General features: G+C 48.7%; 20 protein-coding genes and 1 riboswitch. Of the genes, 15 read left to right on the top strand and 5 right to left on the bottom strand.

Translation table 11 applies throughout. From position 1 onward, the window contains the following. The first annotated feature begins 146 nt into the window (after window positions 1-146). Both MKY35_RS06720 and MKY35_RS06725 read left to right on the top strand, forming a co-directional pair. Complete coding sequence (locus MKY35_RS06720) at window positions 147-779, top strand: YigZ family protein (RefSeq protein ID WP_023987635.1); 633 nt, start codon at window positions 147-149, stop codon at window positions 777-779. A gap of 5 nt (window positions 780-784) precedes the next feature. Then, a complete protein-coding gene (locus MKY35_RS06725) occupies window positions 785-1366 on the top strand; it encodes a TetR/AcrR family transcriptional regulator (RefSeq protein WP_029516378.1) in 582 nt (193 codons plus the stop codon). 175 nt (window positions 1367-1541) lie between these two features. Here the strand turns inward: MKY35_RS06725 and MKY35_RS06730 are convergent, their stop codons facing one another. After that, the gene (locus MKY35_RS06730; RefSeq protein ID WP_342445944.1) at window positions 1542-1943 is read right to left on the bottom strand and encodes a secondary thiamine-phosphate synthase enzyme YjbQ; all 402 of its coding nucleotides are present in this window, start codon (window positions 1941-1943) and stop codon (window positions 1542-1544) included. Between the two features lie 222 nt (window positions 1944-2165). Here MKY35_RS06730 and cysA point away from each other — a divergent pair, with 222 nt between their 5' ends. Both cysA and MKY35_RS06740 read left to right on the top strand, forming a co-directional pair. Next, window positions 2166-3227, top strand: coding sequence for a sulfate ABC transporter ATP-binding protein (gene cysA, locus MKY35_RS06735; RefSeq protein ID WP_342445945.1), 1062 nt, complete (start codon window positions 2166-2168; stop codon window positions 3225-3227). A 190-nt stretch (window positions 3228-3417) separates the two neighbouring features. Continuing rightward, on the top strand, window positions 3418-4188 hold the full coding sequence (locus MKY35_RS06740) for an MBL fold metallo-hydrolase (RefSeq protein WP_342445946.1): 771 nt from the start codon (window positions 3418-3420) through the stop codon (window positions 4186-4188). A gap of 15 nt (window positions 4189-4203) precedes the next feature. Here the strand turns inward: MKY35_RS06740 and MKY35_RS06745 are convergent, their stop codons facing one another. Beyond that, window positions 4204-5697 (bottom strand): PLP-dependent aminotransferase family protein, encoded by a 1494-nt coding sequence (locus MKY35_RS06745; protein WP_342445947.1) that lies wholly within the window; start codon window positions 5695-5697, stop codon window positions 4204-4206. Between the two features lie 132 nt (window positions 5698-5829). On the opposite strand from MKY35_RS06745, the gene MKY35_RS06750 reads away from it, so the two are divergent. Beyond that, the gene (locus MKY35_RS06750) at window positions 5830-6741 is read left to right on the top strand and encodes an EamA family transporter (RefSeq protein ID WP_342445948.1); all 912 of its coding nucleotides are present in this window, start codon (window positions 5830-5832) and stop codon (window positions 6739-6741) included. A 139-nt stretch (window positions 6742-6880) separates the two neighbouring features. Here MKY35_RS06750 and MKY35_RS06755 read toward each other — a convergent pair whose 3' ends face one another. Together MKY35_RS06755 and MKY35_RS06760 are read right to left on the bottom strand one after the other, a co-directional pair. Next, window positions 6881-7681 carry a Cof-type HAD-IIB family hydrolase gene (locus MKY35_RS06755; RefSeq protein ID WP_029516384.1) on the bottom strand — a complete coding sequence of 267 codons (801 nt, stop codon included), beginning with the start codon at window positions 7679-7681 and terminating at the stop codon, window positions 6881-6883. 162 nt (window positions 7682-7843) lie between these two features. Continuing rightward, a complete protein-coding gene (locus tag MKY35_RS06760) occupies window positions 7844-8845 on the bottom strand; it encodes a lipoate--protein ligase (RefSeq protein ID WP_029516385.1) in 1002 nt (333 codons plus the stop codon). A gap of 160 nt (window positions 8846-9005) precedes the next feature. On the opposite strand from MKY35_RS06760, the gene cobD reads away from it, so the two are divergent. From cobD to MKY35_RS06810, 10 genes are all read left to right on the top strand, one after another. After that, complete coding sequence (gene cobD / locus MKY35_RS06765; protein ID WP_342445949.1) at window positions 9006-10109, top strand: threonine-phosphate decarboxylase CobD; 1104 nt, start codon at window positions 9006-9008, stop codon at window positions 10107-10109. Further along, window positions 10099-11070 carry an adenosylcobinamide-phosphate synthase CbiB gene (cbiB, locus tag MKY35_RS06770; protein WP_342445950.1) on the top strand — a complete coding sequence of 324 codons (972 nt, stop codon included), beginning with the start codon at window positions 10099-10101 and terminating at the stop codon, window positions 11068-11070. Before cobD ends, cbiB begins: the two co-directional genes overlap by 11 nt. Before the next feature lie 50 nt (window positions 11071-11120). Beyond that, window positions 11121-11873: a histidine phosphatase family protein gene (locus MKY35_RS06775; RefSeq protein WP_342446618.1), complete on the top strand. Its 753-nt coding sequence runs from the start codon at window positions 11121-11123 to the stop codon at window positions 11871-11873. 122 nt (window positions 11874-11995) lie between these two features. Beyond that, a riboswitch (cobalamin riboswitch) is annotated at window positions 11996-12190 on the top strand. 207 nt (window positions 12191-12397) lie between these two features. Then, window positions 12398-13405 (top strand): cobalamin-binding protein, encoded by a 1008-nt coding sequence (locus tag MKY35_RS06780; protein ID WP_342445951.1) that lies wholly within the window; start codon window positions 12398-12400, stop codon window positions 13403-13405. Continuing rightward, on the top strand, window positions 13402-14448 hold the full coding sequence (locus MKY35_RS06785) for an iron ABC transporter permease (RefSeq protein ID WP_342445952.1): 1047 nt from the start codon (window positions 13402-13404) through the stop codon (window positions 14446-14448). The genes MKY35_RS06780 and MKY35_RS06785 overlap by 4 nt, the downstream gene beginning before the upstream one ends. Further along, on the top strand, window positions 14445-15278 hold the full coding sequence (locus tag MKY35_RS06790) for an ABC transporter ATP-binding protein (protein WP_342445953.1): 834 nt from the start codon (window positions 14445-14447) through the stop codon (window positions 15276-15278). Before MKY35_RS06785 ends, MKY35_RS06790 begins: the two co-directional genes overlap by 4 nt. A gap of 43 nt (window positions 15279-15321) precedes the next feature. After that, window positions 15322-16392 (top strand): nicotinate-nucleotide--dimethylbenzimidazole phosphoribosyltransferase, encoded by a 1071-nt coding sequence (gene cobT, locus MKY35_RS06795; RefSeq protein WP_342445954.1) that lies wholly within the window; start codon window positions 15322-15324, stop codon window positions 16390-16392. After that, on the top strand, window positions 16389-16955 hold the full coding sequence (gene cobU, locus MKY35_RS06800; protein ID WP_342445955.1) for a bifunctional adenosylcobinamide kinase/adenosylcobinamide-phosphate guanylyltransferase: 567 nt from the start codon (window positions 16389-16391) through the stop codon (window positions 16953-16955). Before cobT ends, cobU begins: the two co-directional genes overlap by 4 nt. Beyond that, on the top strand, window positions 16952-17821 hold the full coding sequence (gene cobS, locus MKY35_RS06805; protein WP_342445956.1) for an adenosylcobinamide-GDP ribazoletransferase: 870 nt from the start codon (window positions 16952-16954) through the stop codon (window positions 17819-17821). The genes cobU and cobS overlap by 4 nt, the downstream gene beginning before the upstream one ends. 38 nt (window positions 17822-17859) lie before the next feature. Then, entirely contained in the window at window positions 17860-19479 is a 1620-nt protein-coding gene (locus MKY35_RS06810; RefSeq protein WP_342445957.1) for a cobyric acid synthase, read from the top strand. Between the two features lie 121 nt (window positions 19480-19600). Here MKY35_RS06810 and MKY35_RS06815 read toward each other — a convergent pair whose 3' ends face one another. Next, the gene (locus MKY35_RS06815) at window positions 19601-21301 is read right to left on the bottom strand and encodes a methyl-accepting chemotaxis protein (protein ID WP_318626855.1); all 1701 of its coding nucleotides are present in this window, start codon (window positions 21299-21301) and stop codon (window positions 19601-19603) included. Window positions 21302-21593 lie beyond the last annotated feature (292 nt).

Consider the following 21593-nt stretch of genomic DNA (forward strand, 5'->3'; position numbering starts at 1 on the left):
GTGCTGTAACCTCTGATGCGAAACAGGATTTCGGTCAGAAGTGTTATAGTGTATAGCATCAATTAAAGTACAGGAAAGCAGTTCACCAGCTGCCAGAAGCGGGGGACTGCTTTCTTGTAAAATGAAGTAAGGAAGGTTATACGTGTATGTTGGAACAATACCGAACCGTACGCGGTGCCGGCAACAAGGAAATTGTGATTCGAAAATCCCGTTTTATCGGCCACATTCAGCCTGTTCAAACTGAGGAAGAAGCAACTGCTTTCATAGAGCGCATCAAAAAAGAGCATTGGAACGCCACCCATAATTGTTCTGCTTACATGATTGGGGAAAGAGACGAAATCCAAAAGCAATCGGATGACGGAGAACCGAGCGGTACGGCTGGAAAGCCTATTTTGGAGGTGATCCGCAACCAGAAGCTGAAAAATGTCGCTATTGTTGTTACCCGTTACTTTGGTGGGATTTTGCTGGGAGCAGGCGGTCTGATTCGCGCGTATTCAGATGGTGCTGTTGCAGCAATTGAGGCGGGGGATGCCATTACGCGTGTACTGCATCGTGAAGTTTTTGTAGAATTGGATTATACCTGGTTGGGCAAAGTGGAAAATGAATTACGCAATCGCAGCATCCGCACTGGAGAAACAATGTTTACGGATAAAGTTACCTTAACCTGTCTGCCGCTGGCTGGTGATGCGGAATCCTTTAGCAACTGGATAACAGACTTGACGCAGGGGCAATCGCTTGTGTCGGAGGGAGAGCAGCTTTACTTTATTGAAGGGGAATAAATAATATGGCTAGAAGAGCAGTAGAACAGGAGTTGTCAAGAGGGCGGATTCTGGAAGCGGCCAGGCACTTGTTTATTACCAAGGGCTACCGTGCGATTTCAATGCGCAGCATTGGCCAGCATCTGGGTTACAGTCATGGTTCGTTATATTATCATTTTAAAGAGAAGGCTGAACTGTTCTATGCCATTGTGATTGAAGATTTTAATACATTGCGTGGGATTCTACTGCAAGCAGCAACAGGTACACCTGATGATGGCCTGAGCAGACTCGAATACTTGATGCTGGAATTTATCCGTTTTGGTTTGGAAAATCCATATCAGTACGAAATTATGTTCATGATGCACGATGAAGAACTATTTGCATACTGCCGCACAGAACAAAATCGTTGTGTGGAACTATTTGCATCCATGATCCGTCAAGAATTGAGTGGTCAGGGGCATTCGGAGGAAGATTGCTCAAGGGTACCGAAAAGTCTGTTTTTATCCATGCATGGCTTTGTATCCTTTTATATTCAGGACGGTTTAACATTTGAAGAAATTAGGCCCGCTGCTTTAGCACATGTAAAGCTGCTGTGCAGACACCTATGAGCGTACCTGCATTCACACGCTTCGCCCATGAACATATAGGGCGCTTTTCTAGGTGTATGCACTTCATGACGGTGACTTATCATTACGGTACTTTGCGAAAGCGACTAAGAATTTAACAGACGATGATGCATCCAGTAGGAAAACATCATGGTCTGTTTTTTTTTTACCTGGTCCGTCAGCCCTCCATGATTTTTACATGGTATTGGCGTCTGCGTGGTCCGTCGAATTCACAAAAATAAAGTCCCTGCCATCGTCCGAGCAACAGCTTTCCGTCATGGATGATGATCGTTTGTGAGGGGCCTGTCGTAATGGATTTTAGGTGGGACGCTGTATTTCCCTCCATATGGCGATATTGGGGATGCTTCCACGGATAGACTTCATCTAGTCTTAACATCACATCATGTTTGACATCTGGGTCTGCATTCTCATTAATGGCGATGCCGGCTGTCGTGTGCGGACAATAAACAAGTGCGGTTCCTTGTTGCACCCCGCTTTTTTCGATCAATGAAGCAACCTCTCGTGTAATATCGCGTATTTCATCTCGCTGTATAGTGGATAATTCTAAAGTATGCAACAATAACTCCATCTCCTTTCTTCTTAATACTTTACCCTTTTAATTCCTAAGATAATATATAGAGTTGACGAAAATTACTTTCCTTTGATAAAGTATCACATAAGAAAAAAACATAGTATATGCATTGGAATAATTAAATGATTTTAAATGAGGTACGTGCTTTGCGGTAAGCAAGGCTGCTGCTGTTCCTGAACAGGTCCAGAAGCGGAAAGGAAGTGTACGGATATGCATGTGGAAGTAAGAGGATTAAACAAGCATTTCGGTAATTTTCATGCAGTAAAGGACGTATCTTTTGATATTCAGGCGGGCCATCTTATTGGCTTACTCGGTCCAAGTGGTGGAGGAAAAACCTCCATTCTTCGCATTTTGGCGGGTCTGGAGCAACCGGATGCGGGAGAAATTCATTTTCATGGAAAAAGGGTAAACGAGCTGTCCCCGCAGGAACGTGGAATCGGATTTGTATTTCAAAACTATGCTTTGTTCAAGCACATGAGCGTCTACGACAATATTGCCTTTGGTCTGAAAGTGAAAAAAAGCTCCAAAACCCGCATCAAGGAACGGGTCACAGAGTTGGTCGAACTAACGGGGCTCAAGGGATTTGAGCATCGTTATCCGCATCAGTTGTCAGGTGGACAGCGACAGCGAGTTGCTTTTGCGCGTGCTTTGGCACCAGAGCCTCAATTGCTGCTGTTGGATGAGCCTTTTGCAGCTATTGATGCCAAGATTCGTCAGGAGCTGCGGACCTGGCTGCGAGAGTTGATTGAGCGGGTGGGCATTACTTCAATTTTTGTCACCCATGATCAGGATGAGGCGATTGAAGTAGCGGATGAAATTATGGTGATTAATCAGGGACGACTGGAGCAGAAGGGAACGCCTTGGGATATTTATAAAAAACCGGGTACCCCGTTCGTAGCTTCCTTCATTGGGGAATCTACGGTGATTGAACAGGCAGGCAGTCTCAGAGGCTTCGAAGAAGCTGCTGGAGTGGGAACACGTGCCTTGATCCGTCCGGAATATATTGATGTCGGGCCAAGCGAGGAGTTTACGCTTCTGTCGGCGACCGAGGAAGGCGTAGTGAAGCATTTGCATTTTCGTGGAAGTGAGTGGATGGTTGAAGTACAGGTTGGGGACCATCGTCTCATGACATACCGTTCGCTGGAGAAGTCTACGCTGGAACCTGGTCAGCAGGTGCGAGTGTTGGTGCATCGAGCCTATCTCTATAATGACCAGTCCAGCTGGATGGTGGAAAACCGCTTGAAGGAAGATCCCATGCCTATCATCATTTAAAAATCAGGATTTTGCAAAATCCTCAAATATATACGATCACGCTTGGGGGGGATGTCTAGCCTGGTTTCACGGCTTTGGGCATGCTCCTTTTGGCGTTGGACGCTGGAAGGATTTACGCAGATGATTTACGTAGAATCGGTCTGTTCGTTATAATAGTAGTAAAAAGACCCAGATAGATAGGAGTTAAACCATGAATCGGCTTATTTTTCTTGGCACGGGGGATGCAATGGGGGTTCCGCGTGTATATTGTGATTGTCTCGTATGCACAGAAGCTCGCACGACAGGGGCGAATGTAAGATTGAGGTCGTCTGTGCTGATCGAAAGCGAGACGGAGGACTTTATGATTGATTGTGGCCCGGACTGGCGCAGACAGCTAGAATTACGTGGTCTGCGTTTTATCCCTACGATCCTTGTGACACATGCACATTTTGACCATATTGGAGGATTACCAGAATGGGCAGATGCCTGTCGCTGGACCGGGAATAGAGGTCGCTTGTATGCGCCACAGGAAGTGATCGATACGATCTTGCGTCAATTTTCCTGGCTCTCTGGAAACCTGGATCTTATTCCAGTAGATCAGGGAGCCCAACTTGGCGGGTGGAATATCCGGGGATGGCGTGTGAATCACGGGAAGAACGGATATGCCTACGCTTATCGTCTGGAGAAGGACGGCTTCTCGTGGGCTTACTGTTCGGATTCGATTGGATTGAATGAGGCGGAAATTCTGCCCTTGCACAATCTGAATTTGCTCGTCCTGGGAACGAGTTTTTATCATGAGGAGGCCGAGTATGCTACCCGTTCCGTATACGACATGCTGGAGGCTCAGGAGCTTATAGGAAGGCTTAAACCCCAAAGCACAGTGTTTACACATATGTCCCATGATGTGGATGTCACACGCAACTATGGGCTTCTGGAAGGGATTAGCTTGGCACACACCGGTATGAGTTTGCCGTTAGAATAAAGGTGCCCCTTACCCTCACATCGTTTGACTGATACGTAGAAGGGTGGAGATTCCTTCTTTGATTTGTAGCTCGTTGGCGTATGAATAGGACAGCCGTACATGCGTTTTACCCTCTGCGCCGATGGGATCAAATACATTGCCGGGGACAAAGGAAACAGACTCATGTACACTTCTGGAAAGTAGTTCATTGGGTTTCAACGTAGAAGGCAGCTGGAGCCACAGGTTGAGTCCCCCTGCCGGGCTGGTCCATGTCCAACCGGAGTCGCGGAGACTGTCTTCCATCGTTTCCTTACGAATCTGGAGCGCGATACATAGCTTTTTAATATGCTGCTGCATACGTGGAGATTGAAAGTATTGTAAAAACAGCTTTTGATTCAGCAGTGGCGATCCATTGTCCACCAACGCTTTGACGTTGAGCAGGCTGTTCATGAGCTGTGGTCGGCAGGTCACGGCTGCGATTCGTAGACCGGGTGCGACATATTTACTGTAACTTCGAATGTAGACGACGCTTCCCGAAACATCATAGGCGAAAATCGGAGAAGGGGGCTTTTGCCCAAAGCTGATGTCATAGGTGCTGTCATCCTCAACAATGAGACAGCCATAGCGCTCGGCTAGTTCTGGCAGTCGTTTGCGCTGCTCATCGGGTACTGTAAAGCCCGTCGGGTTGTGGAATGTTGGATTCATATAAAAGAGGCGTGGTTTTTCCGTTTTCATGCACCATTCAATCTGGTCCATATCATAACCTTCCGGTCGAATATCTGTCATCGTCAGCCGCACGCCTTGTCTACGGAATATTTCCATGGCAGGGCCATAGGCAGGGCGTTCGATCAATACACGGTCTCCTGTATGGAGCAGAGATCGGGCAATTAAATCAATGGCTTGCTGTGCTCCCGAGGTAATCATCACTTCATCCGGTGATAAAGCAAAATGCTTATCCACGCTAAAATGCTGCGCCATGGCCTCCCGAAGCTCGGTATCACCCTGTACAGCGGAATAGGTGGCTGCTACTTTCGGATGCTTTTCAAAAACCTGCATCATCAGCTCTCCCCAAAATCGGTTGGGCAGGAGAGAGGGGTCAATCAGCGCTTTGGAAAACTGGAAATTCGCATTCACTGATTGAACGCGGGTAAGTCCATCCATTCCTCTCCAGGCTGAAACTGACGGATCATCTGCCGCATGGGCAGATTTGGAGTGAATCGTGAGGTCTATGGACGTATGTCCCGAGTAGCCAGCATATTTTGCATGTCCAGTCGCTTGGGAAGCATGAACGTAATATCCTGATTTGTCCCTTACATAGACCAGTCCTCGTTGCTTCAACTCCTGATATGCCCGGAAAACAGTTAGCCGATGTACACCCAGCTCCTGAGCCAAGCTTCGTACGGACGGCAGCTTCATGTCTGTTTGCCAATCCCCGCGATCGATCCGCACAGTTACATAATGGATAACCTGCTCATACAGCTTTAAGGCATGATCGGCTGGAAAAAGTAGTTCGCTGTTGTTCTTACCCATGCTATCCACGCTCCTTTGTGTGTATTGTACTATATAGCACTTCAAAAACGTATACAACTGTTCTGTAGTTATACAACTGTTCTGTTCGTCTCCCTGTATGCTTAAAAGCAACTGAAGGGAGAGGGACGTATCATGATTGGGATCGCGTTTACAGTAATGTGTCTTATTTTTGGCACAACGTTTTTGGCCATAAAAGTGGGAGTGGAAGCCGGGCTTCCGCCGTTTTTATCGGCAGGGGTACGTTTTTTCGCCGCAGGGGCGATATTGTTCATCGCTATGAAGCTGACCGGAAAAGTACGATGGTCGTTATTATGGCGTAAGGAAATGTTGCTGATTGGAGCAGGAACGACCTTCGGTACCTTTTCGGCCTTGTATTGGGCTGAGCAATATGTCAGTTCGGGGATCGGAGCCATTTTGTCAGCAACCGGACCGATGATGATCGTCATTTTGCAATCTGTACTGCTACGGCAAAAAACGTCACGGATTACGGTCGTTGGCTGCATGATCAGCTTTCTTGGTGTGGTGCTGGTTGTGCTGCCCGGATTGGCGGTTCAGATCAGTGGTCTGTGGCTGGCGGGATGCCTTGTTATTTTGCTGGGGGAGCTGTGTTATTCAGGGGGAGCTCTTTATTCCAAGCGAGTGATGGATGTATTTCGTGAAACGAACCCGATTGCCCTGAATGCGGCGCAAATGATCCATGGGGGATGGATGCTGCTGTTACTGTCTGCGATCACGGAACCGTGGAGTTCTGAGGGGTGGCAGTACCTTCCTGCCATGGGGTCTTTACTCTATCTGATCCTGTTTGGTTCGATGATTGCACATACACTGTTCTACTGGCTCATGGAGCGTACAAATCCCCTGTTTCCGACGACGTGGCTGTATATATCACCGCCGATTGCGGTGGGCTTGGGAGCGTTGTTGTATGGAGAGCATGTAAGCTGGTGGATGCTGGCTGGGGTGCTGCTCATTGTGACCGGACTAATCCTTATGAACAATGGAATTATCCGTTTGGTGAACAGGCGTAAGTTACGTTCTGCTGCCTGATATTTTATAGCGGTCAGGTTATTATATGATCTGACAGAAAAGGCCTCCAAACTGTCGTATGTTACTGATCATGCGACAGTTTGGAGGCTTTGTTGTTGTATTACTTCATTTAAGAATTATGGGAGCAGGCACTTTTTGTTTATTCAACATTGAGTACGAATTTGTCGATGGCGTGCTTAACACCGTCTTCGTTATTGCTACGAGTGATGTAATCAGCCAGCTTTTTCAAATCAGGAATGGCATTCTCCATCGCTATGCCGAGACCAGCGCATTCAAGCATTTCATGGTCGTTCCAAGAGTCGCCGATGGCAATCGTTTCCGACAGTTCACAGCCAAAATGGTTTGCAAGGAAGGTAAGCGCGTGACCCTTGGTGCCTTCATGGTGCATAATTTCCAGAAAGTGAGGCTTGGATTTTGTAATGTGAACTTCATTGCCAAGCAGTACGCGAAGTTCAGGAATTAATTCATCCAACACTTCCGGCTCGTCGATAATCAGCAATTTAGGAGCCGGCTGCTCTATAACTTTACTGAATACAGGCTCTACAAAATATTCCGTGTTGTTCAGCTCCGTGTAATCTTTGATTTTCTGATTATCTTCACGTGTGTACAATTTGTCATCAATATACGTTTGCAGATGCAGATTGCGTTCCACGCAGAATTCATACAGACGACGTGCAGCCACGAGTGGAACATAACGCTCATACAGCACGTTTTCGTCCAGCAGGTTTTTAACCAAAGCTCCTTGATACGTAATGATCGGCACGTTCAAACCAGTCTGGCGAGCAATTTTGTGTGCAGAGGCATAAGCTCGTCCAGTAGCGAGGGTAACCACCACACCTTTCGCTACAGCAGCTTCTAATGCCTGTTGTGTCGCTGGTGTAACTTCTTTCTGGTCGTTAATGAGTGTATCATCAATATCAATGGCAATTAATTTATACATGTCGGTATTCTCTCCTTTATCTCTATCATGGGGCAATGCTAAAATTGTATCTTATAATATTCAAAATGACAATATCGCAATGAAAAGGGGACGGCTCCTATAAGAGCCTGTCCCCTTATAACCACTGAAGTATTGGTTTGAAACGATGGGAAAAAGTAACGGTTAGTCTTCCAAAAATACAAGTCCAACAAAATCGTCCAACTCAATATTACCAAAATAGTGCTTCAAATCGAGAGAAGATAAGGCTTGACGTACCTCACCTTCATCATAACGCTTGCCGCGCAGGATATTTTCAATATCAGCAACGTCACCCACACCGAAGAAATCCCCATAGATTTTAATATCACGGATGTAGCCTTCCTTAAGATCCATGCGGATATCAATAATACCGACTGGAAATTTACGTGTGTGCTTGATATTGCTCTCGGGGGATAGACCGTAGTTCCAATCCCACGATTGGTAGCGTTCTTTGGATATTTCATGGATTTTGGCCCAATCGGTATCGGTGAGCTTATATTGAGGTACTTGATCCAATTCTGATCCGAATATGAAACGCAACAGTTCCTCGCGAAATTGCTCTATGGTCATCTCACGGTCCATCAGTTCGCTGATGTTAGCTACGCGACTGCGGACAGATTTAGTGCTTTTGGATTTGAATTTTTCGGGATTGGCATGCAGTGATGCAGCCACATTGTCCAGATTCAGGTTAAACATCAATGTACCGTGGCTGAACATACGTCCGCGTGTGGCAAATTGGGCGTTTCCTGAAATTTTACGTTCTCCGACCTGCAGATCGTTGCGGCCTGTCATTTCAGCTTCTACTCCCATTTGGCGCAGAGCATCAATCACAGGTTGCGTAAATTTGAGGAAATTATGAAAGGACTCCCCGTTATCCTTGGTAATAAAACTGAAATTTAAATTACCGAGGTCATGATATACAGCACCGCCGCCGGACAGGCGACGAACGACTTGAATATTGTTATCTCTGACAAACTCGGCGTTGATTTCTTCAATGGTATTTTGATGCTTGCCTATAATAATAGAAGGCTGATTAATGTAAAACAGCAAATAGCTGTCGTCCAGCGGTAGATGCTTGAGCGCGTATTCCTCAATAGCAAGATTAATGGCTGGATCGTGTATCCCCTGGTTGTCGATGAACAGCATGTCCATTCCTCCGTATATAAACTGTGTAATTTTATGTGTGCCTCCTTCTATTGTAACCCAAGTGAGCCATGTACAAAAGCTCATTTGCATTGACGGGACGCAAAAAGCAGCCTCATAATGGAGCTAAATGATTGGAAACGGGCGGAAAGGATGAGAGGCAATGATAGAGGTTTACGGTCATGGCGGGGACAGGGAAACAGCTGCGGCGACATTTGGCGGGACTGCTGCTGATTTTGTAGATTTTAGTGCAAATATTAATCCGCTTGGTCCACCGCCGGAGGTGCTTGAGGCGCTGCAACATTCATTTGACACTGTGATTCGCTATCCAGACCCTGGGCATCGGAATTTTAAAAATATGCTCGCACGGCGACTGCATGTTCCACCGGAGTCGTTAAGTATCGGAAACGGAGCGGCTGAGAGCATGGCGCTCTTGTTATTGGGACTGGCTCCTAAGCGTGTGGGTACAGTAGAGCCGTGTTTTTCGGAATATGCCGAGCTGGCTGGCAAATTCGGAGCCGAGGTCAACCGGGTGTACGGGAAAGCCTCGCTTCAATGGAAGGCGGACGTGAAGGACATTCTTCAGCTCATGGAGCAGGTAGATGTTTTGTTCCTTGGGCAGCCGAATAATCCAAACGGTGTGCAATATGGTGAGCAGGAGCTGTGCGAGCTGGCAGAGGCGGCTGGCACAACGGGGACCGTGCTGGTGGTGGATGAAGCATTCATTGATTTTATTCCGCTGGAACGGCGAATCTCACTGCTGCCTGTGCTGGATCGCTATCCTCATGTGATTTTGATCCGGTCAATGACCAAATTTTATGCCATTCCTGGCTTGCGATTGGGCTATGCGATTTCTCATCCGGACTATATCCGGCGAATGACGGCCAAACAGGTGACCTGGAGTGTGAATGGATTGGCGTTGCTGGCTGGGGAGGCGTGTCTGAAAAGTGGGCAAGCATATGAGCGCAGAACACAGGAGCTGATTGCTGCGGAGCGCAACCGTCTGTTGACCGCCTTGGCGGAATGGGGCTGCGGTGTCGTTCCCGGTGAAGCCAATTACGTGCTGGCAAGGGCGCCGGGTACGTGGAGTGCATCGGCTATTCAGCAGGCGCTTGGACAACGCGGAATTCTTATACGTAGCTGTGCTATGTATCCGGGACTGACGACGAGCCATTTTCGGATTGCAGTGAGGGATGCAGAAGCCAACGATAGGCTGCTATCTGTATTGGGTAAAGTGCTGGAGGAGGAACAGCGGCGTGACAGTTAGCTTGATCATCATGGCAGCCTATCTTTTGGACAGGCTGATTGGTGACCCGAGGTGGTTGCCGCATCCAGTCATCGGTATGGGACATGCCATTTCAGCATTGGAAAAAGTGATTCGCCGCCAGGTACGAAGTGACCGAGGGCTGAAACGTGCGGGTATACTGCTTCCACTCATTGTGGCGGGAGGCTCCTTTGCGCTCGCCTGGGCGCTGTTGCACTTGCTTGCCTGGATTCATCCGTGGTTATCTGTCGGCGCAGAAATGGTGCTGATTGCGACCACGATTGCTTCCAAAGGACTAAAGGATGCAGGAATGGCAGTCTACCGAGCGTTGCAGGCGGATGACCTGGCTGTGGCACGGCGGGAGCTGGGCATGATAGTCGGGCGGGATACGCAGCAACTTGATGAGCCTGAGATTGTACGCGGTACGGTTGAAACGGTCGCTGAAAATATCGTGGACGCGATTATTTCCCCGCTTTTTTATGCCTTGATCGGGGGAGCACCCTTGGCGCTGGCTTATCGTGCTGTGAATACGCTCGATTCCATGGTTGGCTACAAAAATGAAAAGTATCTGCATTTAGGCTGGGCTTCAGCACGTCTGGATGATGTGGCTAACTACATTCCGGCACGCCTAACAGCGGCAATGCTTGTGGTAGCGGCGTGGATGTACAAGCGAAATGCTGCAAGAAGCTGGCGCACAGTCAAGCGAGACGCTCGTCTGCACCCAAGCCCGAACAGTGGCTACCCGGAATCGGCTGTTGCTGGTGCACTGGGGATTCGTCTTGGAGGCTATAATGTGTATCATGGCGTACGCTCCTTTCGTGCATACATGGGCGATTGGATACGACCGCTAGAGTCGAAAGATATACGGCATACAATCCAGCTGATGTTCGCCGTGTCCAGTATGTTTGTGGGATTGTGTTTGTTAGGAGCCGCAGGTTGTTTTGCCTTGGGATGGGTGCGGTGAGGGTGAGGAGTGACACACTGAATAATGATCGAGCAGGAAGTGACATGATCTTGAAACAAGATATAGCAGCAAAAAGGACAGTAGAATACGCACAAAGTCCGAACTCACAGGAGGATAAGGTGCCGTATGATGCTAAAGAAGATCTGCATTGGGACATGGAACTCGTGTTAGTTCGTCACGGCACAACCTTATGGAACAAGGAACGTCGATATCTGGGACACTCCGACTTAGGTTTGCTACCGGGAGCAGAGCAGGAATTAAAGCCTTTGCAGGAAAAATTGCAAGGGCACTCCTTTGCTCGAATCTATTGCAGCGACTTAATGCGATGTCGCCAGACCTTGCAGATCATTGTGCCGGAATCAGAGTTGACGTCTGGACGTTCCCTATCTACTATGCCTCCTATGATGGAACCATGTCTGCGAGAGCTTCATTTTGGCGAGTGGGATGGAAAAACGTATGACATGCTCAAGGATGTGTCGTTGTATCGAGCTTGGATTGATGAGCCGCAACGGATCACCCCACCTGGAGGAGAGTCTTGGACAGATTTTGTAAATCGTCTGCGCAAATTTCTTGACTCTCTGTATGAATGGCGTGTTGCTATGGAAGTTCAACCCATGGATTTGACTGCTGCGCCGCCCTCTGTTTTGGTTGTTACGCATGGTGGCGTAATTCGCCAGTTGGCTTGCATGCTGATACCGGGCCATGATTTTTGGAGTTTGAACCCGAAGCCGGGAAAAGCATTTAGGATGCAATTGAGGTTGGCAGGACCGTACAGTTACACAGCAGAAATGCTTCCTCATTAGGCTAGACACCAGCGGATAAAGAGGCTGTTTGGGTTGTAAGCAGCCTCTTTTTAACCTATAATCATCAAGTAAAAGAACGGCTTGACTACCACTACATCAAATATCCAGCAGACGAGGTCGGCGCAGTGTGATGAAACTATGGTTTCCCTTGCCTGCGCTGTTAAAAGGGAAGTCGGTGTAAGTCCGGCGCGGTCCCGCCACTGTAAATGGAAACATGCCGGTTAGTCCTGCTTTATGTGCTACTAAGCATATGAAGGAATTTCAGGACATGCATCTTACCATAAGTCAGGATACCTGCCCGTCCGCCTGTCACCATAATCCTTCGAGGAAAGGATGACGTGTTCGCAGTGACTGTCCGTGCGGAAAGAAGCTGCCGCCTGCGCACGATCTGCGCTAACGTGACCCCTGTGTCCTGATATGAGGATGCGGGGTTTTTTTGATAGGAAAAGAAGGCTGGATTTAGAAGATATCTGATGATGCTCAAGTAACGCTCTTAACGATTTTTTTATGAAGGGGTGCAAATCATGGCAGGAAAAAAAATAAAGGTTTGGACAACAGGTTTATTGGCTCTGATTTTGGCGGTTGTGCTGAGTGCATGTGGGGCGAATGGAAAAAATGCTGAAAATAAAGAGGGTCAGGCTTCTTCACAGCAGTCGGGACAGGCAGTAAACGCACAAGAGCCTCCGGGCAAAACGGTTTACCCGCTCACAGTTAAAGATGCAACAGGACAGGAATTTACATTCAAAAAAGCGCCGGATAAAATCGTTTCCGTCTCCCCGGCAGAAACCGAGGCATTGTTCGCCATCGGGCTGGATAAGGAAATTGTCGGCGTCTCCGACTACTCTGATTACCCGGAAGCAGCTACGAAAAAGCCTAAAGTGGGCGGTATTATGAAACCAAACGAAGAGGCGATCATTGCTGCGAACCCGGAAGTCGTTTTTGCAGGGATATCACTTAGTGAACAGGCTACGACCAAGCTGCGCGACATGGGAATTATGATTTTTAAAACGGAACCGAAGACAGTGGAAGATGTCATGGCTAACATCGAATTGTATGGGAAAATCACCGATCATCAGAGAGAAGCAAGAGCGGTGACTGACAAGATGAGAGCAGATGTAGCAGAAGTAAAAGAAGGAATTAAAAATATCGGTAAAGGGCAGAAGCTGCGGGTATACGTCGAGTTTTCACCAGGCTGGACAGTTGGTAAAGGCGAGTTTATGGACGAGCTGATTACGTTGGCGGGCGGTGAAAATGTAGGTGCCACGCAGAAGGGGTGGTACCAAATTAGTGAAGAAAATATTATTGCTGCGAACCCTGACGTGATTTTGTACAGCAAAAGTGTCAAGGACGACAAAACTGGTCAAACGCTCGGCGAAATTATTAAAGCTCGCAGTGGATGGGATCAAATATCGGCTGTTCGCCACAACCGGGTATTTGCCGTGGATGATAATTTGATCAGTCGTCCGGGTCCACGCGTAACGGAAGGTCTCAAGGAAGTGGCCAAGGGCGTGTATCCTGAAATTTTCAAATGAACCGTAAACTGATCGGCTTTGGAGGGACAGGTCTTGTCCTACTGTTGCTGACGCTGCTGCTCTGTCTTGGCATCGGCTCGGCCAAGCTTCCGGTCAGCCAGATCACAGGCATTCTGGTTAACCACCTTCCGTGGTTAGGCGATACGTTTACACCGGATTGGAATACATCCTCAGAGCAGATTATTTTGAAGGTCAGATTGCCACGAGTGTTACTGGGAATGTTGGTAGGAGCAGCGCTGGCGCTGGCGGGAGCCGGATTTCAGGGTGTGCTGCGTAATCCTTTGGCTGATCCGTATACACTGGGGGTATCCTCGGGGGCTTCGGTAGGAGCGGCAGTACTGATTTATTGGGGCCTTCAATTTTCATTTGTTGGTGTATGGACGCTGCCGCTAGTGGCATTTACGACCGGAATGCTTACGCTGTGGATGGTGCTGACGTTGGCACGGGAAGGTGGGAAAATTCCGACACAAAGTCTCATTTTGTCGGGTGTGGTGATGCAATCCTTTCTGGGAGCGGTTGTTTCCTTTCTGACAGCCATGTCGAAGGAGACGGTCAATGAAATATTGTACTGGACGATGGGAAGTCTTAGTCTGCGCGGTTGGTCATATACAGGAATCCTTTTACCTTATGTGGTCATAGGGCTGGTATTTCTATGGAACCGGGCACGTGTGCTGAATATTTTGGCTTTGGGTGAACGTCAGGCGGCGCACATGGGAGTTCATGTAGATGCGACGAAGCTATCTGTTCTGATTATTTCCACGCTGCTGACAGCAGCCGCTGTCTCGGTATGTGGTGTGATTGGCTTTGTGGGACTCGTTGTACCGCATATCATTCGTCTGGTGACAGGTCCTGATTACCGTATGATTGTTCCATTATCTGCGCTCGGTGGAGCTATTTTTATGGCTTGGGCTGATACGGCGGCTCGCACGTTGTTAGCCCCCACGGAAATTCCTCTGGGCGTGATGACGGCCTTTGTTGGGGCACCGTTCTTCGCATATCTCCTGTACCGGAACAAGAAGCTGCGCAGGGGGGGACTGCTGTGACAGAACAAAGTGAATCACAGAAGGTGCGTGATCGGGCATTAGAGGTAGTGGGTCTGACACGTGCCTATGGAGAGTTCCATGCTTTAAAAAATATAAGCTGGAGCGTCGACGAAGGAACTTGGTGGGGGATTATTGGTCCGAACGGCAGTGGAAAATCGACCTTGCTGCATTTGCTTTCCGGTGTAGATCAGCCAACTTCGGGAAACGTTCATATCTACGGCAAAAAGGTCGGTAGCTACAGCAGAAAAGAGCTTTCCCGACTCATAGCCGTACTCCAACAGGAAGGGCTTCCTCCAGTGGGATACACCGTCAGGGAAGTCGTAGAAATGGGACGTTTTCCCCATCAGGACTGGCTAGGCAGGGAAAAGGGTGTTGAGGTGGAGGCGATCACGGATCGCGTGCTGGAGCGATTGGGTCTTACCACGCTGGCGGACAGAGCATTAGACCGTTTGAGTGGGGGACAGCGACAGCGTGTAGCTTTGGCAAAGGTGATGGTGCAGGAGCCACGAATATTGCTGCTGGACGAGCCTACGACCTATCTGGACTTGCGCTATCAGCTTGAATTTATGGAACTGCTGGCAGATTGGCGCCAAGAAACGGGTGTGACGATCATTGCGGTCTTGCATGATCTTAACTTGACAGCCCAATTTTGCGAAGATTTGCTTGTACTCAAGGATGGAATGGTTGAAGGATTGGGAGCTTCATCGAAGTTATTAACCGAGGATCGGATTCGACGAGTATACGGTGTTGAGCCTGTGATGCTTCCGCATCCTGATAGCGGTGTGCCGCAGCTCTTGCTGCGCAGAAGTGCTTCGGATACAGCAGATTAAATAAACGATGAAACACACTTAAAAAGAGCAGGGAGTGGAAGGTATGAACGACAAGCTGCGTCAGCTGATCGATAGCATTGCCCAGCCGGATGGGGTGGCGGCCTCGGCAGCTTCAGCCCATTTGGACCAATTAACAAAGCCACCGGGAAGTCTTGGAAAGTTGGAAAGTGTGGCCATTCAGCTAGCAGGAATTACAGGAGTGGATAAGCCTGAATTCGATCGTAAAACGGTTATGGTCATGGCTGCGGATCACGGGGTGTGTGAAGAGGGAGTCAGTGCCTTTCCGGCTGAGGTTACACAGCAAATGCTGTATAACATGCTGTCAGGTGGCGCAGCAATTAATGTGCTGGCACGCCATGCGGGTGCAGATGTCAAGGTGGTAGATGTTGGCGTGAATGCGGATGTCGCTCACGCGAATCTGTTGAACCGTAAGATACGCATGGGTACTTCGAATATAGCTAAAGGGCCAGCGATGCTGCGTACTGAAGCGGAACAGGCGGTTTTGGCCGGAGCTGAAGCTGTAGCAGAAGCGGTCAAAGGTGGCACACGGCTATTCGTTACTGGAGAGCTGGGCATCGGGAATACCACAGCCAGCGCTGCGGTCGTATGTGCTCTCACCGGGCTGGAGCCGGAAGTTATCGTAGGCCGGGGAACGGGTGTAGATATGGCTGGGCTTACCCGCAAAATAGCGGTTGTCTGCCGCGCATTGGACGTGAACCAGCCAGATGCAAATGATGCGCTCGACGTGCTCACTAAGGTCGGCGGTCTGGAAATTGCCGCCTTGGCAGGAGTCATCCTCGGCGCAGCCGCACATCGCTGTCCAGTCGTGTTGGACGGCTTTATTTCCGGCGCAGCTGCCCTCGCAGCGCGTGCACTTGCGCCTGCAAGCGCTGCGTACATGCTCGCTTCGCACGCCTCGGACGAGCGCGGGCACACGGCGGTGCTCCGCCAGCTCAAGCTGGAGCCCATGCTTCATTTGGACATGCGGCTCGGGGAGGGCACAGGTGGTGCGCTTAGCTTGCACCTGATTGATGCGGCGTGCCGCATTATGCGCGAAATGGCGACCTTTGCCGATGCAGGCGTATCGGACGGTCAGGGAGCCGCGCAGCGATGAAAGCGCTCGTGACCGGCGGGGCACGCAGCGGGAAAAGCGGCTTTGCCGAGCGATTATGCATGTCGCGCGCGCCTGGCGCCTGCTACATTGCAACGGCGCAAGCCTACGACATGGAGATGAAGGAGCGCATCGCCCTTCATCGGGTCCAGCGCGAGTCTGCCGGGTACGACTGGCAGACGCTGGAGGAAGCGCAGGCGCTGCCGGAGCTGCTGCGACGGCTTGGCGGCGATCAAGCGTCGCAGCCATCATCCGCGCCTATGGTGTTAGTCGACTGCCTGACCCTGTGGCTGTCGAACGTGCTGCTGGCCGCAGGCGAGGACGGCGAGGCTGCGGCCAAAGTTGCCATTAATGAACTGACGGCAGCTGTGGAGCAGTATCCGGGGAAGCTTGTCATCGTGACCAACGAGGTTGGTGACGGCATTGTGCCCGAATATCCGCTTGGTCGGCTGTATCGGGATTTGAGTGGGGTTATGAATCAGCGGATTGCCCGTCTTTGTGATGAAGTATTTTTGGTGACGGCGGGTATTCCCGTAGAACTCAAACGGCTGGAATATAAGCTATGAGCCGCGAACGTCAGGCTGTTGCTGCTGCTTTTCAATTTTTAACGCGTCTTCCGGTGAAGGCGGAATTGGATTTTTCCCCGGATTTGCTTAAACGCAGTGCAAGTTATTATCCGCTGGTGGGAGTGGTCATTGGCATCATCGTCTGGGGCTTTGCGGCGCTTGCTTCTATGGTGCTGCCGCCGTTGCCGTGTGCGATTCTTACTCTTGTTGTCTGGGTTTGGTTGACGGGTGGATTGCATTTGGACGGGTGGATGGATGCGGCTGATGCCTTGTTCAGCTACCGATCCCGTGAACGGATGCTGGAGATTATGAAGGATAGCCGTGTAGGGGCAATGGGCGTTATTGCTTGTGTGTTGCTGCTCATGCTCAAGGCTTCTTTGCTATATACGGTGCTGGTTGAACGGAATGTGTCTGGCTTGCTGCTGCTTCCGATGGTTTGGAGCCGCTGGTTTATGGTACATGCGATGAAGCGCTGGCCTAAAGCCCGTAATGATGATGGACTGGCTGCGCGTTTTGCTGATATGAGTGGTGGCCGCGTAGGGTTGGCCGTATTCTGGGCTGTATTAGTGACCCTGAGTGCTGCCGTAGGACAATATCTTCTGGCAGGTTTGGCTACAGCAACAAAGGATACTGGGAATCTGTCGTTGGCAGGATCATGCTTACAGACCTTCCTTTCATATTCTGAAAGCCTTCCAATCTGGATAGGTTTTGTGTTGATTCCGGTCTTGGCTTACGGTGTTGGAACCTTCACGGCAAACCGTATTAACCGCCGCTTGGGTGGACTTACGGGAGATATATACGGAACTTTAAACGAATTGCTGGAGACTGTTTTATTGTTGTTTATTGTAATTTTGTACGGGGTGTGACCAGATTTGAAATGAATTCGTTAAAGGGGAAGAGGCAATTGTCAACTTTCGAACCGTCCTGCACGAGCCCGGCAGCCGTATTGATGCTTCAAGGAACAGCGTCGGATGTGGGTAAAAGCGTGGTGACGACTGCGCTTTGCCGTATTTTTACGCAGGACGGATATCGTCCAGCACCGTTTAAGTCGCAAAATATGGCGTTAAACTCTTATGTTACCGAAGACGGCAAGGAAATTGGACGCGCTCAGGGGGTGCAGGCTGAGGCCTGCGGTATTGAGGCCACGACCGACATGAATCCGATTCTGATTAAGCCGGTCAAAGATATGCACTCACAAATTGTTGTACACGGTGTACCTTATGCCTATATGAGCGCCTCCGATTACCGGAAGGATTTTTTGCCAAAAGCCAAACAGACCGTTATGGATGCTCTGAATCGGTTGCGCGATACCTATGATATTGTCCTTATGGAAGGGGCAGGCAGCCCGGCAGAGATTAATTTGAAGGACCGCGATATCGTAAATATGAATCTGGCAGGTTGGGCGGATGCTCCAGTGTTGCTTATTTCAGATATCGACCGGGGCGGTGTTTTTGCCTCTCTCGTAGGAACTATCGAGTTGCTGGAACCCCATGAAGTACAACGTATCCGCGGATTTATCATTAACAAATTCAGAGGTGATCTGTCTCTGCTGCAACCGGGATTAGACTGGCTGGAGGAACGGACAGGCATTCCTGTACTCGGTGTATTGCCCTATCTACCAGACATTCGCATTGAAGCAGAGGATTCGGTAGTACTGGATAAGAAGCCCAAGCAATCTGCAAAGGATAAAGAACTGGATATTGCAGTGATACGATATCCACGGATTTCCAATTTTACGGACACGGATGCTCTGGCCGCAGAGCCGGATGTGAGTGTTCGTTATGTCACAGAAGCCGGACAGTTGGGTGTACCGGACGCCATTATCTTACCGGGGACCAAAGACACCATTGGAGACCTGTTGGAATTGCGTGAGAGAGGTCTGGAGAAAGACATTCGGCAGGCTATGAATACCGGACGCACACAGCTGGTTGGCATTTGTGGAGGTTACCAGATGCTGGGTACAGCGCTAGTTGATTCCGAAGCCGTCGAATCTGGGTTGCCGCAGCAGGCAGAGGGGTTAGGTTGGCTGGCTCTGTCCACGACCTTTTTGAAGGAAAAGCAAACCGTACGCGTACAAGGAACCCTGTCTAATCATTGTCCGCTTTTGCTTGGCACTGCGCCTGATTCGGGTTATGCCTCCAAGCCAAGTATTGAAGGTTATGAAATACATATGGGCGTTACGGAGTATGTTACGGAACCATACGCACCTACAGATAGAACTTTAAACCTAAGCGAAATGAAAAGGTTATTCCATATCCGGCGTGGTGAAGGAACAGCTTTTGAGGAAGGCTGGGGTACGACAGACGGTAAAGTATGGGGAACCTATTTGCACGGTGTGTTTGATAATGACCGTTTTCGCCGATGCTGGCTGGATGGATTACGACAAGCCAAGGGCTTGGCACCTTTAGAAAGCACTTTTACTGTACGTGAAGCCAAGGAACGAGAGTTTGACCGTGTCGCAGAGGTGCTTCGGGCTCATTTAGATATGGAGCAAATTTATCGTATGATGGGAATGAATTCATAAACTTCATAAAATGATTATTTAAATCGCTCTTAAAAATAAAGAGGTATCTCTACAGCCATTTTCATGACTGAGAGATACCTCTCTTTATTCAGGATTTTGCAAAATCCTCTATGGTATCGGCTTACGTAATTTTAAATTTTTGGACAGCCTTTTGCAGCTCGGTTGCTTGTTTGCTTAATTGGCGAACAACCTCGCTGTGGCTTTCCATTTCATTCAGTTGCTCATCGGCATTTAAACCGATTTCCTGAATCATATGCTGTGCATTGGCAGCGATGAGAGCTGTCTCTTCCACGGAAGCAGATACTTCTTCCGAGCTGGCGGATACTTGTTCCGTTGCTGCAGATACCGTTTGAATCGTAGCATTGATCTTTTGCATAAGCTCACTTAGCTGGTTAAAGGCTGAGCTCGCTTGTTGAACCATTTCCGTTCCCGAATGAATTTCACGGCTCACCTGGGTCACAGAGTCCACAGATTGTTGCGATACTTCTTGAATGGTAACCAAATAGTCGGAAATTTCTTGTGTGGCTTCTTTAGATTGCTCCGCAAGCTTGCGCACTTCTCCGGCTACTACGGCGAAGCCCCGTCCATGTTCGCCCGCACGGGCAGCTTCAATGGAGGCATTCAGGGACAACATTTGAATTTGCTTCGTGATATCGAAAATAGCCGAAACGATACTGCCAATGGCTTCTGAGCGCTCATTCATACTATGGATGTATCGAAGCGATTCATCGGCAGCATGTCCTACCTGTGACATTTGAGCTACAGCTTTTTGAGCGAGCGTAGTACCGTTAACCGTTTCTTTTGTCGCTTCACTGATTTGATCGGATACATCATTGGCAGAGGAGGCGATGTGCTGAACACCTTGAGCGATTTCCTCCATAGCCTGCGCATTTTCAGCAGCAGCTGTAGCTATGCTGGTACTGCCCTTTGCTATTTCCTCTGCGGCAACTGTAGAATCCTGGACTTTTACACTCATAGCCTCAGTCCGACGAAGCAGCTCGTCCGATCCTCCAACAACCGCACCGGATGTAGAAAGCACATGGCCGATCATTTCTTTTAAGTTATGAGACATCGATTGGAAGCTGCGGGCAAGTTGCGCAATTTCATTGACGCCATGAACCTTCGCTTCTTGTGAAAGATCACCTTGAGCAATTTTTTCGCTATGACGAACCAATTCAGCAATGGGTTTTACAACTTTACGTATCACGAGGGTAGAAATAATTCCGCCCAGCAGGAGTGTTGCCACTGTAATACCTATGCAAATCCATAGAATTTGTTGGGATTTTTCTTGTACGAATCCAACATCTTCGTTCACGCCCAGAACTAAATTACTACCCGATATAGCAAAGAAGGCGGTTTTGTGTACTCCGTACGAATCGCTATAAATTTCACTGATATTCATCTCGCCTTGTTTTGCTTTTTTTACATCCTCTACAGGAATGAGTGCATCCTTGACCTTGTATACTGATTTTACATTCCGTGCGACGACTTCGGCTTTACCATCCTTCACTACCGCGATATATGCCGATTCTAATTTGAGAGTATCGACTTTGTCCTGCAGATAGGATTCCATCTGTATAGCGGAGCCGGAATCAGAACCGCTTCCTTGCCCGGCCTGAACAGCTAAGGAAATATTGAGATCCTGATATACATTTTTAGCTCCAATTTCTAGCAATTGGTCTACCTGAGGCATGACACTGTTATTAATGATACTCATGGATATTGCATAGAAACTGATGCTGAACAAAAGGGATGCAAAGAGCTGAATCAGCAAAAACATAATTCGTAATTTCGCGCCAATGGAACGATTAAAACTCTTCATGAAAATTCTCCTCTCACATGATGGTAATAAAGTCAGACGAATTCCCCTGCTTGATGTAGGCCGCTTGTCCAATAAGATGCTAGACACGCCATGATCTACTTGTTTTCCTCTCCTTGCTTGAAGAAAAGACTGAAAATGTTCGGATTCTATGTATATTTCAGCTGTATTCAAGGAACAAGAATGTGAAAGGGAAGTAATCCATGATTTACTAAAAAGTAGGTTAGACCTATTTTACATAATTAACAGGCGGTTGAATAGTCATATTTGCCCAAAAACAAACAAAAAATATATA

The sequence above is a fragment of the Paenibacillus sp. FSL L8-0638 genome (assembly GCF_038593075.1).
GTDB lineage: Bacteria > Bacillota > Bacilli > Paenibacillales > Paenibacillaceae > Paenibacillus > Paenibacillus polymyxa_D.